The sequence below is a fragment of the Stenotrophomonas sp. GZD-301 genome (assembly GCF_049310345.1).
In the GTDB taxonomy this organism is placed as follows: domain Bacteria; phylum Pseudomonadota; class Gammaproteobacteria; order Xanthomonadales; family Xanthomonadaceae; genus Stenotrophomonas.
The window spans coordinates 1-18,574 of sequence record NZ_JBMOWY010000082.1 but is presented as its reverse complement, the minus strand read 5'-3'; the positions used below and the strand labels follow the sequence as shown (position 1 = coordinate 18,574).

Annotated in this window: 19 protein-coding genes; 9 read left to right on the top strand and 10 right to left on the bottom strand. The window is 65.8% G+C overall.

Features of this window, described 5'->3' with window-relative positions; translation table 11 throughout:
• The first annotated feature begins 42 nt into the window (after positions 1 to 42).
• From ACO6VK_RS19620 to ACO6VK_RS19590, 7 genes are all read left to right on the top strand, one after another.
• Positions 43 to 1,311: an efflux RND transporter periplasmic adaptor subunit gene (locus ACO6VK_RS19620; protein ID WP_422510087.1), complete on the top strand. Its 1,269-nt coding sequence runs from the start codon at positions 43 to 45 to the stop codon at positions 1,309 to 1,311.
• A gap of 47 nt (positions 1,312 to 1,358) precedes the next feature.
• Positions 1,359 to 2,084, top strand: coding sequence for an ABC transporter ATP-binding protein (locus ACO6VK_RS19615; protein WP_422510085.1), 726 nt, complete (start codon positions 1,359 to 1,361; stop codon positions 2,082 to 2,084).
• An 8-nt stretch (positions 2,085 to 2,092) separates the two neighbouring features.
• On the top strand, positions 2,093 to 3,397 hold the full coding sequence (locus ACO6VK_RS19610; RefSeq protein ID WP_422510083.1) for an ABC transporter permease: 1,305 nt from the start codon (positions 2,093 to 2,095) through the stop codon (positions 3,395 to 3,397).
• Between the two features lie 16 nt (positions 3,398 to 3,413).
• On the top strand, positions 3,414 to 4,634 hold the full coding sequence (locus tag ACO6VK_RS19605) for an ABC transporter permease (protein ID WP_422510081.1): 1,221 nt from the start codon (positions 3,414 to 3,416) through the stop codon (positions 4,632 to 4,634).
• Between the two features lies 1 nt (position 4,635).
• Positions 4,636 to 5,046, top strand: coding sequence for a PDZ domain-containing protein (locus tag ACO6VK_RS19600; RefSeq protein WP_422510079.1), 411 nt, complete (start codon positions 4,636 to 4,638; stop codon positions 5,044 to 5,046).
• Between the two features lie 79 nt (positions 5,047 to 5,125).
• Entirely contained in the window at positions 5,126 to 6,466 is a 1,341-nt protein-coding gene (locus ACO6VK_RS19595) for a sigma-54-dependent transcriptional regulator (RefSeq protein WP_422510077.1), read from the top strand.
• The gene (locus ACO6VK_RS19590; RefSeq protein ID WP_422510075.1) at positions 6,463 to 7,806 is read left to right on the top strand and encodes a sensor histidine kinase; all 1,344 of its coding nucleotides are present in this window, start codon (positions 6,463 to 6,465) and stop codon (positions 7,804 to 7,806) included. Before ACO6VK_RS19595 ends, ACO6VK_RS19590 begins: the two co-directional genes overlap by 4 nt.
• 97 nt (positions 7,807 to 7,903) lie before the next feature.
• On the opposite strand, the gene glmU is transcribed toward ACO6VK_RS19590, so the two are convergent.
• Entirely contained in the window at positions 7,904 to 9,268 is a 1,365-nt protein-coding gene (glmU, locus tag ACO6VK_RS19585; RefSeq protein WP_422510073.1) for a bifunctional UDP-N-acetylglucosamine diphosphorylase/glucosamine-1-phosphate N-acetyltransferase GlmU, read from the bottom strand.
• Between the two features lie 85 nt (positions 9,269 to 9,353).
• Here glmU and ACO6VK_RS19580 point away from each other — a divergent pair, with 85 nt between their 5' ends.
• Entirely contained in the window at positions 9,354 to 9,737 is a 384-nt protein-coding gene (locus tag ACO6VK_RS19580) for a GtrA family protein (RefSeq protein WP_422510071.1), read from the top strand.
• 63 nt (positions 9,738 to 9,800) lie between these two features.
• On the opposite strand, the gene ACO6VK_RS19575 is transcribed toward ACO6VK_RS19580, so the two are convergent.
• From ACO6VK_RS19575 to ACO6VK_RS19535, 9 genes are all read right to left on the bottom strand, one after another.
• Positions 9,801 to 10,223, bottom strand: a complete 423-nt coding sequence (locus tag ACO6VK_RS19575; protein ID WP_017354877.1) for a F0F1 ATP synthase subunit epsilon — start codon at positions 10,221 to 10,223, stop codon at positions 9,801 to 9,803.
• A 111-nt stretch (positions 10,224 to 10,334) separates the two neighbouring features.
• A complete protein-coding gene (gene atpD, locus ACO6VK_RS19570; RefSeq protein ID WP_017354878.1) occupies positions 10,335 to 11,741 on the bottom strand; it encodes a F0F1 ATP synthase subunit beta in 1,407 nt (468 codons plus the stop codon).
• Positions 11,742 to 11,779: 38 nt separating this feature from the next.
• Entirely contained in the window at positions 11,780 to 12,643 is an 864-nt protein-coding gene (gene atpG, locus ACO6VK_RS19565; RefSeq protein ID WP_411852236.1) for a F0F1 ATP synthase subunit gamma, read from the bottom strand.
• Between the two features lie 78 nt (positions 12,644 to 12,721).
• On the bottom strand, positions 12,722 to 14,269 hold the full coding sequence (gene atpA / locus ACO6VK_RS19560; protein ID WP_422510068.1) for a F0F1 ATP synthase subunit alpha: 1,548 nt from the start codon (positions 14,267 to 14,269) through the stop codon (positions 12,722 to 12,724).
• A 44-nt stretch (positions 14,270 to 14,313) separates the two neighbouring features.
• Positions 14,314 to 14,841: a F0F1 ATP synthase subunit delta gene (locus ACO6VK_RS19555; RefSeq protein ID WP_422510066.1), complete on the bottom strand. Its 528-nt coding sequence runs from the start codon at positions 14,839 to 14,841 to the stop codon at positions 14,314 to 14,316.
• 3 nt (positions 14,842 to 14,844) lie between these two features.
• Positions 14,845 to 15,315: a F0F1 ATP synthase subunit B gene (locus ACO6VK_RS19550; RefSeq protein ID WP_019183632.1), complete on the bottom strand. Its 471-nt coding sequence runs from the start codon at positions 15,313 to 15,315 to the stop codon at positions 14,845 to 14,847.
• A 111-nt stretch (positions 15,316 to 15,426) separates the two neighbouring features.
• Complete coding sequence (gene atpE / locus ACO6VK_RS19545; RefSeq protein ID WP_017354883.1) at positions 15,427 to 15,729, bottom strand: F0F1 ATP synthase subunit C; 303 nt, start codon at positions 15,727 to 15,729, stop codon at positions 15,427 to 15,429.
• A gap of 66 nt (positions 15,730 to 15,795) precedes the next feature.
• A complete protein-coding gene (gene atpB, locus ACO6VK_RS19540; RefSeq protein ID WP_422510063.1) occupies positions 15,796 to 16,626 on the bottom strand; it encodes a F0F1 ATP synthase subunit A in 831 nt (276 codons plus the stop codon).
• 31 nt (positions 16,627 to 16,657) lie between these two features.
• Complete coding sequence (locus ACO6VK_RS19535) at positions 16,658 to 17,026, bottom strand: hypothetical protein (RefSeq protein WP_172407534.1); 369 nt, start codon at positions 17,024 to 17,026, stop codon at positions 16,658 to 16,660.
• 549 nt (positions 17,027 to 17,575) lie between these two features.
• Here ACO6VK_RS19535 and ACO6VK_RS19530 point away from each other — a divergent pair.
• The gene (locus ACO6VK_RS19530; RefSeq protein ID WP_422510119.1) at positions 17,576 to 18,385 is read left to right on the top strand and encodes a hypothetical protein; all 810 of its coding nucleotides are present in this window, start codon (positions 17,576 to 17,578) and stop codon (positions 18,383 to 18,385) included.
• The last annotated feature ends 189 nt before the right edge of the window (positions 18,386 to 18,574 follow it).

Below are 18,574 nucleotides of genomic sequence, written 5' to 3'. Positions count from 1 at the left end.
GAGTCTGCTTTCTCTTGGGCAACCCAACCGCGAACGAGCCCGATGATCCGCGACACTTCCGCCCAGGACCAGACTCTCTCCGTTGCCGGCACCCCTGCCCCCTGGAAGCGCTGGCTGTGGCCCGGCCTGGCCGCGCTGGTGGTGCTGCTGGCCATCGGCTTTGCCGCCCGGGCCTGGCTGGGTGCCAGCCGCTCCTTCGACAGCGCGCGGGTGCGCATCGCCGAGGTCAAACGGGGCGATCTGGTCCGTGACATCGCCGCCGACGGCCGCGTGATCGCCGCCAACAGCCCGGTGCTGTACGCGATCTCGGCCGGTACGGTGGACCTGAAGGTGGTCGCCGGCGACGTGGTCAAGAAAGGCCAGGAGCTGGCCGTGATCGACAGCCCGGAACTGCGCAGCAAGCTGGCCCAGGAACAGGCCACCCTGGCCGGCCTGGAAGCCGAAGCCAGCCGGGCCACGCTTGACGCCACCCTGGCCCGCGCCAAGGCCCGCAAGGAAACCGACCAGGCCAGCATCGAGCGCCAGGCCGCCGACCGCGACCTGCAGCGCTACCAGCGCGGCTTCGACGGCGGCGCGGTGCCGCAGATCGACCTGGCCAAGGCCAACGACACCCTGAAGAAGGCCGACATCCAGCTGGCCAACGCGCAGACCGATGCGCGCCTGCAGAGCCAGGGCGCCGACCTCGACGCCCGCAACAAGCACCTGCTGGCCGAACGCCAGAAGGCGGTGGTGGCCGAAGTGCAGCGCCAGGTCGATGCGCTGACCCTGCGCGCGCCGTTCGATGGCCAGGTCGGCCAGGTCCAGGCGACCCAGCACACCAATGTGATTGCCAATGCCCCGATCCTGGGCGTGGTTGACCTGTCGCGCTTCGAGATCGAGATCAAGGTGCCGGAGAGCTTCGCGCGTGACCTGGCGATCGGCATCCCGGCCCAGCTGACCAGCGGCAACGGCCAGCCGTTCCCGGGTGAGATCAGCGCGGTATCACCGGAAGTGGTGGCCGGCGAAGTCAACGCCCGCATCCGTTTCTCCGACAAGCAGCCGCAGGGCCTGCGCCAGAGCCAGCGGATGCAGACGCGGGTGATGCTCGATACCCGCCGCAACGTGGTCAAGGTGGAACGCGGCCCGTTCGTCGAACAGGGCAACGGCAATGCCTACGTCATGGACGGCAGCACCGCCGTCCGCCGCCCGGTCAAGCTCGGTGTGAGCAGCCTGGGTGAAGTGGAAATCCTCTCTGGCCTGCAGCCCGGCGATCGCGTCGTGGTGTCCGGCAGCGATCTGTTCGGCGATGCCGAACAGGTCTCCATCAACTGATTCCCCCAACACACGCCACCCTCAACGAACCGCAAAGGAAAACAGTCATGCTCGAGATGCGCTCGGTCGCCAAAGTGTTCCGCACCGAACAGGTGGAAACCCATGCCCTGCGGTCGCTGGACCTGCACGTCCGCGAAGGCGAGTTTGTTGCCGTGACCGGGCCGTCGGGCTCGGGCAAGACCACCTTCCTCAACATTGCCGGCCTGCTGGAGACCTTCACCAGCGGCACCTACCTGCTCGACGGCCAGGACGTGAGCACGCTGGGCGATGACGCGCGCAGCCGCCTGCGCAACCAGAAGATCGGCTTCATCTTCCAGGGCTTCAACCTGATCTCCGACCTCAACCTGTTCGACAACGTGGACGTGCCGCTGCGCTACCGCGGCATGCCGGCGGCCGAACGCAGGCAGCGCATCGAACATGCCCTGTCGCAGGTGGGCCTGGGCTCGCGCATGAAGCACTACCCGGCCGAACTGTCCGGCGGCCAGCAGCAGCGCGCCGCCATCGCGCGCGCCCTGGCCGGCAGCCCCCGCCTGCTGCTGGCCGACGAACCGACCGGCAACCTGGACAGCCAGATGGCACGCGGCGTGATGGAACTGCTGGAAGAAATCAATGCCAATGGCACCACCATCGTGATGGTGACCCATGATCCGGAGCTGGCCGCGCGCGCCAAGCGCAACGTGCACATCGTCGACGGCCAGGTCACCGACCTGTTGCGCGATCCGGTGCTGACCACGCCGCGCCCCGCTGTTGCCGCCGCCATCGCCAACGACTGAGGCCCGTCATGCTCGCCTACTACTTCCGACTCGCCCTGCGCAGCTTCCGGCGCAACAAGGTGCTGACCGCGCTGATGGTGCTCGCCATCGCGCTGGGCATCGGCGCCTCGATGACCACGCTGACCGTGTTCCATGTGCTGTCCGGTGACCCGATCCCGCAGAAGAGCGACCGGCTCTTCAACGTGCAGGTGGACCCGCAGTCGCTGCTCGGCTACCAGCCCGGCGAAGAGCCCGCCGACCAGTTGACCCGTTTCGATGCCGACAGGCTGCTGCACGACAAACACGCCAAGCACCAGGCGATGATGACCGGCGGTGGCGTCACCATTGAGCCGGACAACAGTACGCTGCGCCCGTTCGTCACCGATGCGCGCTACACCTCGGCAGATTTCTTCCCCATGTTCGACACGCCGTTCCAGTACGGACAGGGCTGGAAGGGCGCCGAGGACGAAGGTCACGGCCGCGTGGCCGTGATCTCGCAGACGCTCAACCAGAAGCTGTTCAATGGCGCCAACAGTGTCGGCAAGTCGCTGCGGCTGAATGGCAACACCATGACCGTGGTCGGCGTGCTCGACGACTGGCATCCCAACCCGCACTTCTACGACCTCAACACAGGCCGTTACGGTGACAGTGAAGATGTGTTCGTGCCGTTCTCCACCGCCATCGAGCTGAAGTTCGACCGCAGTGGCAGCATCGACTGTTTCGGTCGCCGCAGTGAAACCGATCCGACCGGCCCCAACGCCAGCTGCACCTGGATCCAGTACTGGGTGGAACTGGAGAACCCCGGCCAGGCCGCGGAATACCGCAGGTACCTGGAAAACTACTCCGACCAGCAGCGCGCCGCCGGCCGTTTCGAGCGTCCCAACAATGTCCGCCTGCGCAATGTCATGGAGTGGCTGGACTACAAGCAGGTGGTGCCGGGCGACGTTCGCCTGCAGCTGTGGCTGGCGATGGGCTTCCTGCTGGTCTGCCTGATCAACACCGTCGGCCTGCTGCTGGCCAAGTTCCTGCGCCGAAGCGGCGAGATCGGCGTGCGTCGCGCACTGGGCGCAAGCCGTGGCCAGATCTTCCTGCAGTCGCTGGTCGAGGCCGGCACGGTCGGTCTGGCCGGCGGCGTGCTCGGTCTGGGTCTGGCGGCACTGGGGTTGTATGCGGTGCGGCAGCAGCCGGTGGACTACGCCAAGCTGGCCACGCTGGATGGGCAGATGCTGCTGCTGACCTTCGCGCTGACGCTGGTCGCCAGCCTGCTGGCCGGGTTCCTGCCGGCGCTGCGCGCCATGCAGGTCACGCCCGCCATCCAACTCAAATCGCAGTAAGGATCCGGAGCACATCATGGATATCCGTCCCATCCTCTCCACCCTGCGCCGGCACAAGACCGCCGCGGCACTTATCGTGCTGGAGATCGCCCTGACCTGCGCGATCGTCTGCAACGCGTTGTTCCTGATCGGCCAGCGCATCGAGAAGATCAACCAACCCAGCGGCATCGCCGAGAACGAACTGGTCGAGATCCGGCTGGGCGGCATCGGCCCCCAGGTCAACGCCGCCGCGCGCACCCGTGAGGACCTGGCCGCGCTGCGTGCCACTGCCGGGGTCAAGAGCGCCACCACCCTGAACCAGATCCCGTTCCGCAACAGCTCCTGGAACACCAGCCTCGGCCTGGTCCCCAATCAGGAGCGCCCGACGCTGAGCACCTCGCAGTACTTCGCCCGCGAAGGCGCGCTGGATACGCTGGGCGTGGAGGTGATCGCCGGCCGCGATTTCCAGAGCGACGAGTATCGCGACGCGGAAGAGGCAATGGCCGATGAGACGACCGAGAAAACCGGCTCGTCCGTGGTGGTGACCAAGGCGATCGCCGACAAGATGTTTCCCGGCGGCGACGCACTGGGCAAGACGGTCTACAGTGGCTCGATGCCGCTTCGCATCATCGGCATCGTCAAAGTGCTGGCCCGTCCCACCTCGCGTGACGGCGACATGCAGTACTCCATCGTACTGCCGCTGCGCACCACCTATGAGGAAGGCTTCTACCTGATCCGGGTGACCGATCCGTCGCGCCGGGATGAGGTGATCAAGGCCTCCGTCGCCGCATTGGAGCGGGTGGATTCGAGCCGCCTGGTCCGTGGCAAGTACAGCTACGAGGAACAACGCCAGAAGTACTTCGCCAACGACCGTGCGATGGTCGGCCTGCTGATCACGGTGTGCGTGGCGCTGCTGGTGGTGACCGCGCTGGGCATCGTCGGCCTGGCCAGCTTCTGGGTGCAGCAACGGACCAAGCAGATCGGCATCCGTCGTGCGCTTGGCGCGACCCGCAGCCAGATCCTGCGCTACTTCCAGACCGAGAATTTCCTGCTGGCCACGGTCGGCATCGTGCTGGGCATGCTGATGGCCTACACGATCAATCTGTACCTGATGAACAACTACGAGCTGCCGCGCATGCCCATCAGCTACCTGCCGATCGGTGCGGTGCTGCTGTGGCTGCTCGGCCAGATCGCCGTATTCGGCCCGGCACGCCGCGCCGCCGCCGTTCCCCCCGCCGTTGCCACCCGGAGTGCCTGACATGCGCCAGACCCGTATCACGACCCTGCTGTTGAGCCTTCTGCTGGCCAGCGCCCCCGCGCTGGCCGCCAGCCAGACCGATACCGCGCGCCTGGAGTGGCGCGACACCGGCCACCATCTGGTGGTGGATGCCAGCAACGGCATCGTGCGCGTCACCACCACCGAACCGGACGGCTTTTTCGGCGTCCGCAGCGGCGACCGGATTCTGCGCGTGGACGGCAGGCCGGTCCGGCGGATCGACGATGTGACCGAGGTGCTGGCCCGCAGCAGCCGCAGCCGGCTGCCGGTGACGGTGCTGCGCCGCGGCAGTGAGGCCACCGTGGAGGTCAATACCGCCGCGTGGCGCAATGTGGTGCCTGTCGACGCGCCGACGCCCCCGGCACCGCCGGCGCCGCCCAGCCCGCGCGGCTGACGTGGCGCGCGCCGGGCCATCTGCCCGTTGGCCCGGCGCTCCGGTACTCTTGATGCCACTTACCGGCCCTCGATGACGCATGCCTTCGATTCTGATCATTGACGACAACGCCAGCGTCGGCACCGCGCTGGAAGTGCTGTTCTCCCTGCACGACATCGACGCGCTGCATGCGCTGTCGCCCGAGGCCGGGTTGGCCCTGCTGGAACAGCAGCCGGTGGATCTGGTGATCCAGGACATGAACTTCACCGAGGACACGACCTCCGGTGAGGAAGGCGAAGCGCTGTTCGAGCAGATCCGCGCCCGCCACCCCGATCTGCCGGTGATCCTGCTGACCGCCTGGACCCACCTGAGCAGTGCGGTGGATCTGGTCAAGGCCGGTGCCGCCGACTATCTCGCCAAGCCGTGGGACGACCGCAAGCTGCTGATCACGGTCAACAACCTGCTGGAACTCTCCGAAACGCGGCGCGAACTGGACCGCCGGCGCGAGCGCGAACAGCGCGACCGCTCGGCGCTGGAGTCGCGCTACGACCTGCGTGGCGCGGTGGTCGCCGACCCGGCCAGCGAACGCGTGGTGAACCTGGCGTGCCAGGTCGCCCGCTCGGCGCTGCCGGTACTGATCACCGGCCCCAATGGAGCCGGCAAGGAGAAGATCGCCGAGATCATCCAGGCCAACTCGCTGGTCGCCAAGGGCCCGTTCGTCGCGCTGAACTGCGGTGCGATTCCGTCCGAGCTGATCGAGGCCGAGCTGTTCGGTGCCGAAGCGGGTGCCTACACCGGTGCCAACAAGGCGCGCGAAGGCAAGTTCGAGGCCGCCGACGGCGGCACCCTGTTCCTGGACGAGATCGGCAACCTGTCGCTGGGCGGGCAGATGAAGCTGCTGCGCGTGCTCGAGACCGGGCGCTTCGAACGCCTGGGCTCCAACCGCGAACGCCAGGTCAAGGTGCGTGTGATCAGCGCCACCAACGCCGACCTGCCGGCCATGATCCGCGACGGTCAGTTCCGCGAGGATCTGTACTACCGCCTCAATACCGTCGAGCTGGCGCTGCCGCCGCTGGCCGAGCGGCCCGGCGACATCCTGCCGCTGGCCGAACGTTTCCTGGACAGTGGCAAGCCGCTGTCCACCGCTGCGGCCACCGCGCTGCAGCGCCACGGCTGGCCGGGCAACGTGCGTGAACTGCGCAACGTGCTGCAACGCGCCGACCTGCTGGCGATGGGCCCTCGCATCGAGGCCGGCGACCTCAATCTGCCGCGTGCCGCAGCGCCGCGCGCCGCAAGCCCGACAGTGGATCCGGATCGCAGCCGGATCGAAACGGCGCTGGCCCACAACCACGGCATCATCGCCCAGACCGCCGCCGAACTCGGGCTCAGCCGCCAGGCGCTGTACCGGCGCATGGACCGCTACGGCATCCCACGCGAATGAAGCGGCGCTCATTCACCTTCCGGCTGTTCCTGCGCCTGCTGCCGGTGCTTGCACTGGCTGCCGCCTTCCCGTGGTATCTGGCGTTCTGGCTGGACCACGGCTGGGCGGTGACCGCGATCTCCACTGTGGTGCTGCTGTCGCTGATGTGGTGGAGCCTGCGCCGCGCCACCGCACCGATCCGCTCGCTGCTGCGCGCGCTGTCGGGCACCACCAGCAGTTACCGCGACGGCGAGTACAACTTCGGCATCTACTGGCCGTCCAACGACGAGCTCGGCGACCTGGTGCAGGCACACCGCGAGCTGGGCGACGTGCTGCGCGAGCAGCGCCAGGGCCTGGTCCAACGTGAGCTGCTGCTGGACACGATGGTGCAGAACACCCCGGTGTCGATGCTGCTGCTGGCCAATGGCGGCGACGGCGAGCAGCGCGTGGTGTTCTCCAACCTGGCTGCGCGCAAGCTGCTGCACAACGGCTGGAAACTGGAAGGCCAACGCATGCAGGACGTGCTGGAGACCATGCCGGTGGAACTGCGCGATGCCATCCAGCGCGGCGGCGACAGCCTGTTCGCGGTGCACGAAGAGGATGGCGACGAGGACGACGACGAGCAGGTCTATCACCTGTCGCGGCGCAACTTCCACCTCAACGGCCGCCCGCACGATCTGCTGCTGATCCGCCTGCTCACCGCCGAGCTGCGCCGGCAGGAAGTGCAGACCTGGAAGAAGGTGATCCGGGTGATCAGCCACGAGCTCAACAACTCGCTGGCACCGATCGCCTCGCTGGCGCATTCCGGCGGCGAACTGGTCCGGCGCGGCAAGACCGAACGGCTGGAGGAAGTGTTCGCCACCATCGAAGACCGCGCCCGGCATCTGGAGGGGTTCATCCGGGGCTACGCACGCTTCGCCAAGCTGCCGCAGCCGCAGCTGCAGAACGTGCAGTGGCTGCAGTTCCTGACCAGCCTGCAGCACCAGATTCCGTTCCGCATGGAGCCCATTGCCGACGACCTGCACAGCCGGGTGGACATCGCCCAGCTGGGCCAGGCGCTGCTCAACCTGCTCAAGAACGCGCACGAAGCCTGCAGCGAAGCCGAGCCGCCCAACGACGATGTCGAGCTGCGGCTGACCCGCCTGCCGCAGTGGCTGCGACTGGAAGTCCTGGACCGCGGCAAGGGAATGAACGAGGCGGTGCTGCAGAACGCGCTGATGCCGTTCTACTCGACCAAGCGCAACGGCACCGGCCTGGGCCTGGCGCTCACGCGCGAGATCGTCGAGGCACACGGCGGCCGCATCTCGCTGCAGAACCGCCGCGAAGGCGGTCTGTGCGTGGCGATCTTCCTGCCCATGTAACTGGTGGGTGACGACCGCTGGTCGTCAGGCCTTTCCGGTGGGTGACGACCGTTGGTCGTCACGGCAATGGTGGGTGACGACCGTTGGTCGTCACGCCTTATCGCTTCACCGGCCGCTTCCAGCCATCAATGGTTTCCTGGCGCGCGCGCGCCACGGTCAACTTGCCCTCCGGCGCCGCGCGGGTGATCACCGAACCGGCCGCGATGGTGGCGCCCTGCCCGATCTCCACCGGCGCCACCAGCGAACTGTTGGAGCCGATGAAGGCGTGGTCGCCGATGGTGGTCTGCGACTTGTTCACGCCGTCGTAGTTGCAGGTGATGGTGCCGGCGCCGATGTTGACCTTGCTGCCGATCACCGCATCACCCAGATAGGTCAGGTGGTTGGCCTTGCTGCCCGCGCCCAGCACCACTTTCTTGGTCTCCACGAAGTTGCCCACGTGCGAACCTTCGGCAAGCACCGTGCCGGGACGCAGGCGCGCGAACGGACCGATGTCGGCCGCGCCCTCGCTGACCACCCCGTCCAGGTCGCAATGCGGCTTGACCACGGTGCCGGCAGCGAGCGTGACGTCCTTGAGCCGGGTGAACGCGCCGATGCTGACGCCATCCCCCAGCACCACGTCGCCTTCCAGGATCACGTTGACGTCGATCTGCACGTCGCTGCCCACACGCACCGTGCCGCGGATGTCCAGGCGCGCCGGGTCCAGCACGCGCGCGCCCTGGGCGCACAGCGCACGCACCGCGCGCAGCTGCCACGCGCGCTCGAGCTGGGACAGCTGCCACGGGTCGTTGGCACCTTCGGCTTCCTGCGCGTCGTGCACGAACGCCATCTCGGCCGGGGTGTAGTCGCCGGCCGCCGCCGCGAACACGTCGGTCAGGTAGTACTCGCCCTGCGCGTTGGCATTGGAGAGCTGGGACAGCCAACGACGCAGTGCGGTGGACTCGGCGGTGATGATCCCGGTGTTGATGGTGCGGATGGCGCGCTGCTCGTCGCTGGCGTCCTTCTGTTCAACGATCGCGGCGACCTTGCCTTCGGCATTGCGCACGATGCGGCCATAGCCGGTGGGATTGGCCACTTCGGCCACCAGCACCGCCAGCCGCCCGGGCTGGGACAGCAGGTGGCGCAGCGTATCGGCGCGGATCAGCGGCACATCGCCGTACAGCACCAGCACGGTGGCCGCATCGGGCACCTCGGGCATCGCCTGCAGCACCGCATGACCGGTGCCCAGCTGCCGCGACTGCTCGGCCCAGCGCAGGTCGGGCTGGTCGGCGAAGGCACGCTGCACGGCCTCGCCGCCGTGCCCGTAGACGACATGGATGGCGGCCGGCTGCAGCTCGCGCGCCGCGTCGATCACGTGGGCAAGCATGGGTTGCCCGGCGATCGGCTGCAGCACTTTGGGCAGCGCCGACTTCATGCGCTTGCCGGCGCCGGCGGCCAGGATGATGACGTGCAGGGGCTGGGTCATGGTGGATCGCGTTCCAGGGAATCGTAGAAGGGAATTCTAGTGCCACGCTCGTTAACATGTGGACTCCTTCCGCGCGAAACACTCCGTGAGCCTGATCCGCCAGGGCAGCAGCTATCTCGCCATCGGCCTGCTCCAGCTGGCGCTGGACTGGGCGCTGTTCGTGGCCGCCACCGCGCTCGGTGTGCCCACGGTGCCGGGCAACCTGATCGGCCGCGTCGGCGGGATGCTGCTCGGCTTCTGGCTCAATGGCCGCTATACGTTTGCCGAACAGGGGCGGCAGCGCCTGGGGTGGCGCCGCTTCGCGCGCTTCCTGGCGGTCTGGCTGCTGCTGACGGCCATCAGTACGGTACTGGTCGCCCTGGTGGCCACCCACCTGGGCCTGCGCAATGCGTGGCTGGCCAAACCGGTGGTCGAGGCCGCGCTGGCCACGGTGTCCTTCGTCCTGCTGCGGCACGTGGTCTACCGCTGACAAAAAAAAACGCCGGCAAGCCGGCGTTCTCCCTTCGCAGCGGGCGCCGTCGCGCCCTACCGCTTAGTGCTTCAGATTCTTGCGCAGGCGTTCAAGGGCCTGCAGCTGGGCAGTGACTTCAGCCAGACGCTGCTGGGCTTCGGCCACTTCCATCGCTTCGCCACGGTTGGCCAGGATGCGCTCGGCTTCTTCCTTGGCCTTGCGGACCGAGGCTTCATCGATGTCCTGTGCGCGGATCGCGGTGTCGGCCAGCACGGTCACCACCTGCGGCTGCACTTCGAGGATGCCGCCGGAAATGGCGAAATCCAGCTGCTCGCCGCTCGGCGTGGTCACCACCACCTTGCCCGGCTTGAGGCGCGTGATCAGCGGGGCGTGCTTGGGCGCGATGCCCAGTTCGCCCAGCTCACCGGTGGCCACGACCAGGGTAGCCTCGCCACGGAAGATTTCCTGCTCGGCGCTGACGATGTCGCAACGGATGGTGCTCATGAAACTCTCTTCGCTAGGGGGCGGGTTGAACCCACCGCAGGTTTTCCGCAGCGGTGGGCCTGGGCCCACCCCGTGTCACGGTCGGGACGGGCCATGCCCGTCCCTGCCGCATCAGGCCTTTTCGGCCATCTTCTTGGCCTTCTCGACCGCTTCTTCGATGCTGCCGACCATGTAGAACGCCTGTTCCGGCAGGTGGTCGTATTCGCCATCGACGATGGCCTTGAAGCCACGGATGGTGTCCTTCAGCGACACGTACTTGCCCGGCGAACCGGTGAACACTTCGGCCACGTGGAACGGCTGGCTGAAGAAGCGCTCGATCTTGCGGGCGCGCGACACGGCCTGCTTGTCTTCTTCGGACAGTTCGTCCATGCCCAGGATGGCGATGATGTCCTTCAGTTCCTTGTACTTCTGCAAGGTCTGCTGGACGCGCTGGGCGGTGTCGTAATGCTCGTGGCCAATGACCAGCGGGTCCATCTGGCGGCTGGTGGAGTCCAGCGGATCGACGGCCGGGTAGATACCCAGCGAGGCGATCGAACGCGACAGGGTCACGGTCGAGTCCAAGTGCGCGAAGGTGGTCGCCGGCGACGGATCGGTCAAGTCATCCGCGGGCACGTACACGGCCTGGATCGAGGTGATCGAACCGTTCTTGGTCGAGGTGATGCGCTCCTGCAGGACGCCCATTTCCTCGGCCAGGGTCGGCTGGTAGCCCACGGCCGACGGCATACGACCCAGCAGTGCCGACACTTCGGTACCGGCCAGGGTGTAGCGGTAGATGTTGTCGACGAACAGCAGCACGTCCTTGCCCTTGCCGTTTTCGTCCTTCTCGTCGCGGAAGTACTCGGCCATCGTCAGGCCGGTCAGCGCGACGCGCAGGCGGTTGCCCGGCGGCTCGTTCATCTGGCCGTACACCATCGCGACCTTGTCCAGGACGTTGGAGTCCTTCATCTCGTGGTAGAAGTCGTTGCCCTCACGGGTACGCTCACCCACGCCAGCGAACACGGACAGACCGCTGTGCGCCTTGGCGATGTTGTTGATCAGTTCCATCATGTTGACGGTCTTGCCGACGCCGGCGCCGCCGAACAGGCCGACCTTGCCGCCCTTGGCGAACGGGCACATCAGGTCGATGACCTTGATGCCGGTTTCCAGCAGTTCGGTGGCCGGGGACTGGTCTTCGTACGACGGGGCTTCGCGGTGGATTTCCCAGCTGTCGCTGGCGGCCACCGGGCCGGCTTCGTCGATCGGACGGCCCAGCACGTCCATGATGCGGCCCAGGGTGCCTGCACCGACCGGCACCGAGATGGCGCGTTCGGTGTTGGTGGCAACCAGGTTGCGCTTCAGGCCGTCGGTGGAGCCCAGCGCGATGCAGCGGACCACGCCGTCACCCAGCTGCTGCTGCACTTCCAGCGTGATTTCGGTGTTGTCCACCTTCAGCGCGTGGTACACCTTCGGCACCGACTCGCGGGGGAATTCCACGTCGACGACGGCGCCGATGATCTGAACGATCTTGCCCTGACTCATTGCTGCATCCTCTAAATTAAATGCTTTGACTGCGCGCGTCAGACTGCTGCCGCGCCGCCGACGATTTCCGAAATTTCCTGGGTGATCGCTGCCTGGCGCGCCTTGTTGTAGACGAGCTGCAGGGTTCCGATCAGCTTGTTCGCGTTGTCGCTGGCCGACTTCATCGCGACCATGCGTGCCGCATGCTCGGAGGCCACGTTTTCCAGTACAGCCTGGTACACCAGCGATTCGACGTAACGCGTCATCACGTGCTCCAGCACGGTCGCGGCGTCGGGTTCGTACAGGTAGTCCCAGTCGTGGTGCGCGACCTGCTTTTCAGCGGCCGGCAACGGCAGCAGCTGGTCGAAGCTGGCCTTCTGGGTCATCGTGTTGATGAAGCGGTTGTAGACCAGGTACACGCGGTCGACCTTGCCCTCGGTGAATGCATCGAGCATCACCTTGATCACGCCGATCAGCTGTTCCAGGTGCGGCACATCGCCCATGTGGGTGACGGTACCGACCATGTTGACCTTGACCCGGCGGAAGAAGGTGGATGCCTTCTGGCCGATGGTCACCACGTCGATCTCGGCGCCCTTGTCCTGCCACTCGCGGACTTCGCCGAGCATTTTGCGGAACAGGTTGTTGTTCAGGCCGCCGGCCAGGCCGCGGTCGGAAGAGACCACGATGTAACCCACGCGCTTCACTTCATCGCGCTGGACCAGGAACGGATGCTGGTAGTCGGTGCTGGCCTGCGCCAGGTGGCCGATCACCTGCTTCATCGCCTGCGCATACGGACGCGACGTCTTCATCCGCTCCTGCGCCTTGCGGATTTTGGAAGCCGAGACCATTTCGAGCGCGCGCGTCACCTTGCGGGTGTTCTGCACGCTCTTGATCTTGGTTTTGATTTCGCGTCCGCTTGCCATCTTTGATTCCCGTAGAGCGGGGCTCAGCCCCGCTGCATTCAACGGTGAGGCGGGGCAGAGCCCCGCCGCACGTTCGTCTTACCAGCTGCCGGTGGTCTTGAACTCGGCGATGCCCTTCTTGAAGGCAGCTTCGATGTCGTTGTCCCAACCGCCGGTGGCGTTGACCTTGCCGATCAGCTCGCCCTGGGTGTTGGCGAAGTGCGCGTGCAGGCCTTCTTCGAAGGCCAGCAGCTTGTTGACCGGCACGTCGTCGAGGTAACCCTCGTTGACGGCGTAGATCGACAGTGCCTGATTGGCGATCGACATCGGGGCGTACTGCTTCTGCTTCATCAGCTCGGTGACGCGCTGACCGCGCTCCAGCTGCTTGCGGGTGGCTTCGTCCAGATCCGAGGCGAACTGCGCGAAGGCCGCCAGCTCACGGTACTGGGCCAGCGAGATACGGATGCCGCCGGACAGCTTCTTGATGATCTTGGTCTGGGCCGCACCACCGACGCGCGACACCGAGATACCGGCGTTCACGGCCGGGCGGATGCCCGAGTTGAACAGATCGGTTTCCAGGAAGATCTGGCCGTCGGTGATCGAGATCACGTTGGTCGGCACGAAGGCCGAGACGTCGCCCGCCTGGGTTTCGATGATCGGCAGCGCGGTGAGCGAGCCGGTCTTGCCCTTGACGGCGCCGTTGGTGAACTTCTCGACATACTCTTCGGACACGCGAGCTGCGCGCTCGAGCAGGCGGGAGTGCAGGTAGAACACGTCGCCCGGGTAGGCTTCACGGCCCGGCGGACGCTTCAGCAGCAGCGAGATCTGGCGGTAGGCCACGGCCTGCTTGGACAGATCGTCGTACACGATCAGCGCGTCTTCGCCGCGGTCCATGAAGTACTCACCCATGGTGCAGCCCGAGTAGGCGCTGATGTACTGCATGGCGGCCGATTCGGACGCGGTGGCGGCCACGACCACGGTGTGGGCCAGGGCGCCGTTTTCTTCCAGCTTGCGCACGATGTTGGCCACGGTCGAGGCCTTCTGGCCGATCGCGACGTACACGCACTTGATGCCGGTGTCCTTCTGGTTGATCACCGCATCGATGGCCAGGGCGGTCTTGCCGGTCTGGCGGTCACCGATGACCAGCTCGCGCTGGCCGCGGCCGATCGGGATCATCGAGTCGACGGACTTGTAACCGGTCTGCACCGGCTGGTCGACCGACTTGCGCCAGATCACGCCCGGGGCCACACGCTCCACCGGTGCGGTGGTCTGCGCGGCGATCGGACCCTTGCCGTCGATCGGCTCACCGAGCGCGTTCACCACGCGGCCCAGCATTTCCGGACCGACCGGCACTTCCAGGATGCGGCCGGTGGTCTTGGCGACATCGCCTTCGCGCAGGTGCTCGTAGCCACCCAGCACCACGGCGCCGACCGAGTCGCGCTCCAGGTTCAGGGCCAGGGCGAAGGTGTTGTTCGGCAGTTCGATCATTTCGCCCTGCATCACGTCGGCCAGACCGAAGATGCGCACGATGCCGTCGGACACGCTGGTCACGGTGCCTTCGTTGCGCGATTCCGCGGCCAGCTTGACCTTCTCGATGCGGTTCTTGATCAGTTCGCTGATTTCGGAGGGGTTGAGCGTGGTTGCCATCGTCAAGTCCTAGTGCCGGCGGTCAAGCCGGACGTTAAATGAATTCAGTTAGCGAGCGCGGTCTGCAGGCGCGACAGCTTGCCCTTGAGCGAGCCATCGATCACCACGTCGCCGGCATCGATCACGGCACCACCGATCAGCGACGCGTCGACGGCGGTCGCCACCTCCACTTCGCGGCCGAAGCGCTTGCGCAGCGCGGCCTTGATGGCGTCCAGTTCCGATGCGGACAGTTCAGTGGCGGACGTCACCGTGGCCTTGACCACGTGTTCCGCTTCGGCGCGCAGCTGGTCGTACATGCCGGCGATTTCCGGCAGCAGCGGCAGGCGATGCGCCTCGGCCAGGATGGCCAGGAAGCGACCGAAGGTCTCGCCGGCCGATTCCGGCGCCAGCAACGCGACGGCATCGTCGCGCTCCAGTTCCGGGTTCGACAGCAGGGCCGCCACGCGCGGGTCGGCAGCTACGTGGGCGGAGAACGCAAGCGCGTCCGACCACGGCGCGAACGTGCCTTCGTCGCGCGCGGTCGCGAACGCGGCGCGGGCATACGGGCGTGCAAGCGTGAGGGCCTGGCTCATCGATCAGATCTCCGATGCCAGCTCGTCGAGCAGCGCCTTGTGGGCGTTGGCGTCGATTTCGCGCTTGAGCAGCTTTTCGGCACCGCTCACGGCCAGCGCGGACACCTGCTTGCGCAGATCTTCACGGGCACGGTTGGCGGCAGCTTCGATCTCGGCGTGGGCCAGATCTTTCTGGCGGTTGGCTTCGACGATGGCTTCGTTCTTGGCAGCATCAACGATCTGGTTGGCGCGGGCATGGGCCTGATCGATGATCTCGTTGGCCTTGGTGCGCGCATCCTTCAGGGCATCGTTGACCTTTTCCTGCGCCTGGGCCAGATCTTTCTGGCTGCGGTCGGCAGCGGCGAGGCCTTCAGCGATCTTCTGCTGACGCTCTTCGATGGCGTTCATCAGCGGCGGCCAGATCTTGGTCGCGATGATCCAGATCAGACCGGCAAACGCCAGTCCCTGGGCAACGAGGGTAAAACCGATATCCATGGGGTTCGCTCAATCGGGGGTGACGGGGTGGATGGGCCGCCTTGGCGGCGCATCCGATCCTTCATCCGCGATCAGGCGCACAAGGCGCCTGATCGTTTCGCTGTTGCTGGATTAACCAGCAACCTGCGGCAGGCGTGCAACGAACTCGCCGATCATCGGGTTGGCGAAGGCCAGCAGCAGGCCGACGGCGACCGAGATGATGAACGCGGCGTCGATCAGGCCGGCGGTGATGAACATGCGGACCTGCAGAACCGGAATCAGTTCCGGCTGACGGGCAGCCGATTCCAGGAACTTACCGGCCATGATGGCCAGACCGAGACCGGCACCCAGCGCGGCCAGGCCGATCATGATGCCGACGGCGAGGACGGTGGAGCTCTGGACTTGGGCGAGGTTGGTCAGGACGGCGAAGTACATGGTTTTCTCCTGGAACTTTGAATAGCTAAGGGTTTAGAAACAAACGGATGAAGGGTGAAGCGGAACTCAGTGAGCGTCTTCCGACAGGCTCAGGTACACGATGGACAACATCATGAAGATGAACGCCTGCAGCGGAATCACCAGCAGGTGGAACAGCATCCAGCCCAGGCCGAATGCACCGCCTGCGATGGCACCGGCGATACCGGCACCGCCCAGCACCCAGATCAGCAGGAAGACGATCTCACCGCCGAACATGTTGCCGAACAGTCGCATCGCCAGCGAAATCGGCTTGCTCAGCCACTCGACGATGTTGAGGATCAGGTTGAACGGCAGCATCCACTTGCCGAACGGCGCGGTCAGGAATTCCTTGGTGAAGCCACCCAGGCCCTTGGAACGCAGGCCGAAGAACAGCATCAGGAAGAACACGCTGATCGACATGCCGAGGGTGGCATTGACGTCGGCGGTCGGGACCGGCTTCCAGAAAGCGTAGTCGTGCGGATGGGCAGCGCCCATCTGGCCTGCCGCCCACTCGGTGAAGGCGTTCATCGGGAAACCGATGAAATCGGCCGGGATCATCTTGATGAGGTTCATCAGGAGGATCCAGAAGAAGATCGTGATCGCGATCGGGGTCACCAGCTTGCTGGTGCCGTGGTAGGTGTCCTTGGCCTGGCGGTCAACGAACTCCAGGCAGATCTCGACGAACGCCTGCCACTTGCCCGGAACCCCGGCGGTGGCCTTGCGCGTGGCCAGCCAGAAGCCGAACACCATGACCAGGCCCATCAGGACCGAGGTGGCGAGAGTATCCAGATGCAACGCCCACGGGCTGTCACGCATCACCACAAGATTCTGCAGGTGATGTTGGATGTAGGAGGTGGGAGTTAGCGCCTCGCCTGCCATGTGTCCGGAACCTTGAGTTAAATAAATTGGATCAGCGCCTGGCCAGAGCCAGGACCTGGAACATCAACCCGACGGCGATACCGGCCAGCAGCGCCAATGCAGGCAGCTTGAAGACCAGGAACCCCACCATCAGGACGCCGAATACGAGCACCCACTTTGCCACTACCGCCAGGATCAGGCGGGTCATCGCCGAACCTGCTGCCTGCACGCCGCCACCCAGGGCCATCCGCGCCGCCACCCAGCCGGCCGCCGAAACCGCCACGCCGGAGAGCAGCGCCCCCAGGGCTGCCTTCGGGCCACCCCACAGGAGCAGGGCCAGAGCCAGGACAGCCACTGCAGCGAGCGGGTAAACCGCTGCGCGCAGCATCAGTCGCCGACCCGCGTCAACGGAGTTCAGCACGTGAATGTCCTGCATGGTTGTGAGTAGGAAAGGCCGAGGCCGCAAGCAAACGCCTCGTCGAGCCGCCAAATTATAGCAATGGGACAATTTGAGAGACAACCGGTCCCTGTTCATCCCGGATGTGAGCACGCCGTTGGACCCGGCTCGACGCCTGTTCCACCAACGGTCCAATCCCGTCAGCTTAGGCCCCGGCGATGACGCGGTGCAGCATATTGAACTTTGGTCGCAACCCCCGGTCTGATCGATCAGCCTGCTCCTGAATCCTCGTCGGCGTCCCGCGAGCAGGCCAACACCGGGTGACCCCGAAGCCCTCTCGGGGTCACCCTTTTTCGTTGCAGGGGTGGTCGACCGCCCACGAGGTCCCTGCCCTGCCCGGCGCCTGAACGCCAACGGACACCGGTTACGGCCATACCGCCGGACCGGCGGTCATCGCGCGCGCATGAACGGTACACACAGCGTCCACCATACGTTCACGAATGGTGGACGCCGGTCTGGGCACAGTGATTCCACATCAATGAATCACTGCAAGGACACACACCGATGCGCCTGATGCTTTCCCTCCTCGCCCTGCCGCTGGCCGTGGCTGCGATCACCCACGCCGAGACCGCCAGCGCTGCCGAGGGCGACGACCGCTTCGCACTGCGCCTGGGCGCGATGAACATCGATTCGGACAACACCCTCCGCGGCAACACCAATGTGGCCGGTCAGGACGTGGGTTTCGACGAGGACTTCAAGCTCGGCGGCAAGGAATGGGAGCCGCGCGTGGACGGCATGTTCCGCATCAGCAACCGCCAGCGCCTGCTGTTCAATTACTTCAAGTACGACAAGGATCGCCGCGAGACGCTGGATGACGGCATCAGCTTCGGTGGCGTCAACGTGCCGGCCGGCAGCTTCATCAAGGGCGAACTGAAGTATCAGGTGGCAAGCCTGGTGTACGACTACTCGGTGGTGGATACCGACAAGTTCGACCTGGGCCTGCAGATCGGTGCCGAATACGCCAAGGTCAGCACCAAGGCCTACGCCGACGTGGGCGATCTGTACCAGGGCCGTTTCCTGGATGAGAAGACCGACGGCGTCGCGCCGGTGGTCGGTGCGCGCCTGAGCTTCACCCCGTCGGAAAAGTGGATGATCACCTTCCAGGGCCAGTACCTGAACACCGACTGGGGCAACTTCGACGACTACAAGGGCGACCTGAGCCGCGCCAATGCCATCGTCGATTACCGCCTCACCCAGAACTTCGGCCTCTTCGCCGGCTACGACTGGTTCAAGCTCGATGCCGACAAGAAGGGCAGCGACGGCACCATCGGCCTGAAGCAGGAATTCAAGGGCCCGGTGGCCGGTATCAGCGTCACGTTCTGACCCGCAACAGCCTCTCTCCGAACGCGGCAACAGGGTGACCTGTTGTCGCGTTTTTTGTTGTGGGCGCTGAGTCAAAGGCGCGGCGCCGCGGTTGCTATGGGAGGCGGGCACCGGATAGCCCTGACCGGGACACGCCGTGAACCCATCCCTGGGGGCTCGTCCAAAACATCCATGTTTTGGACGGTCCCG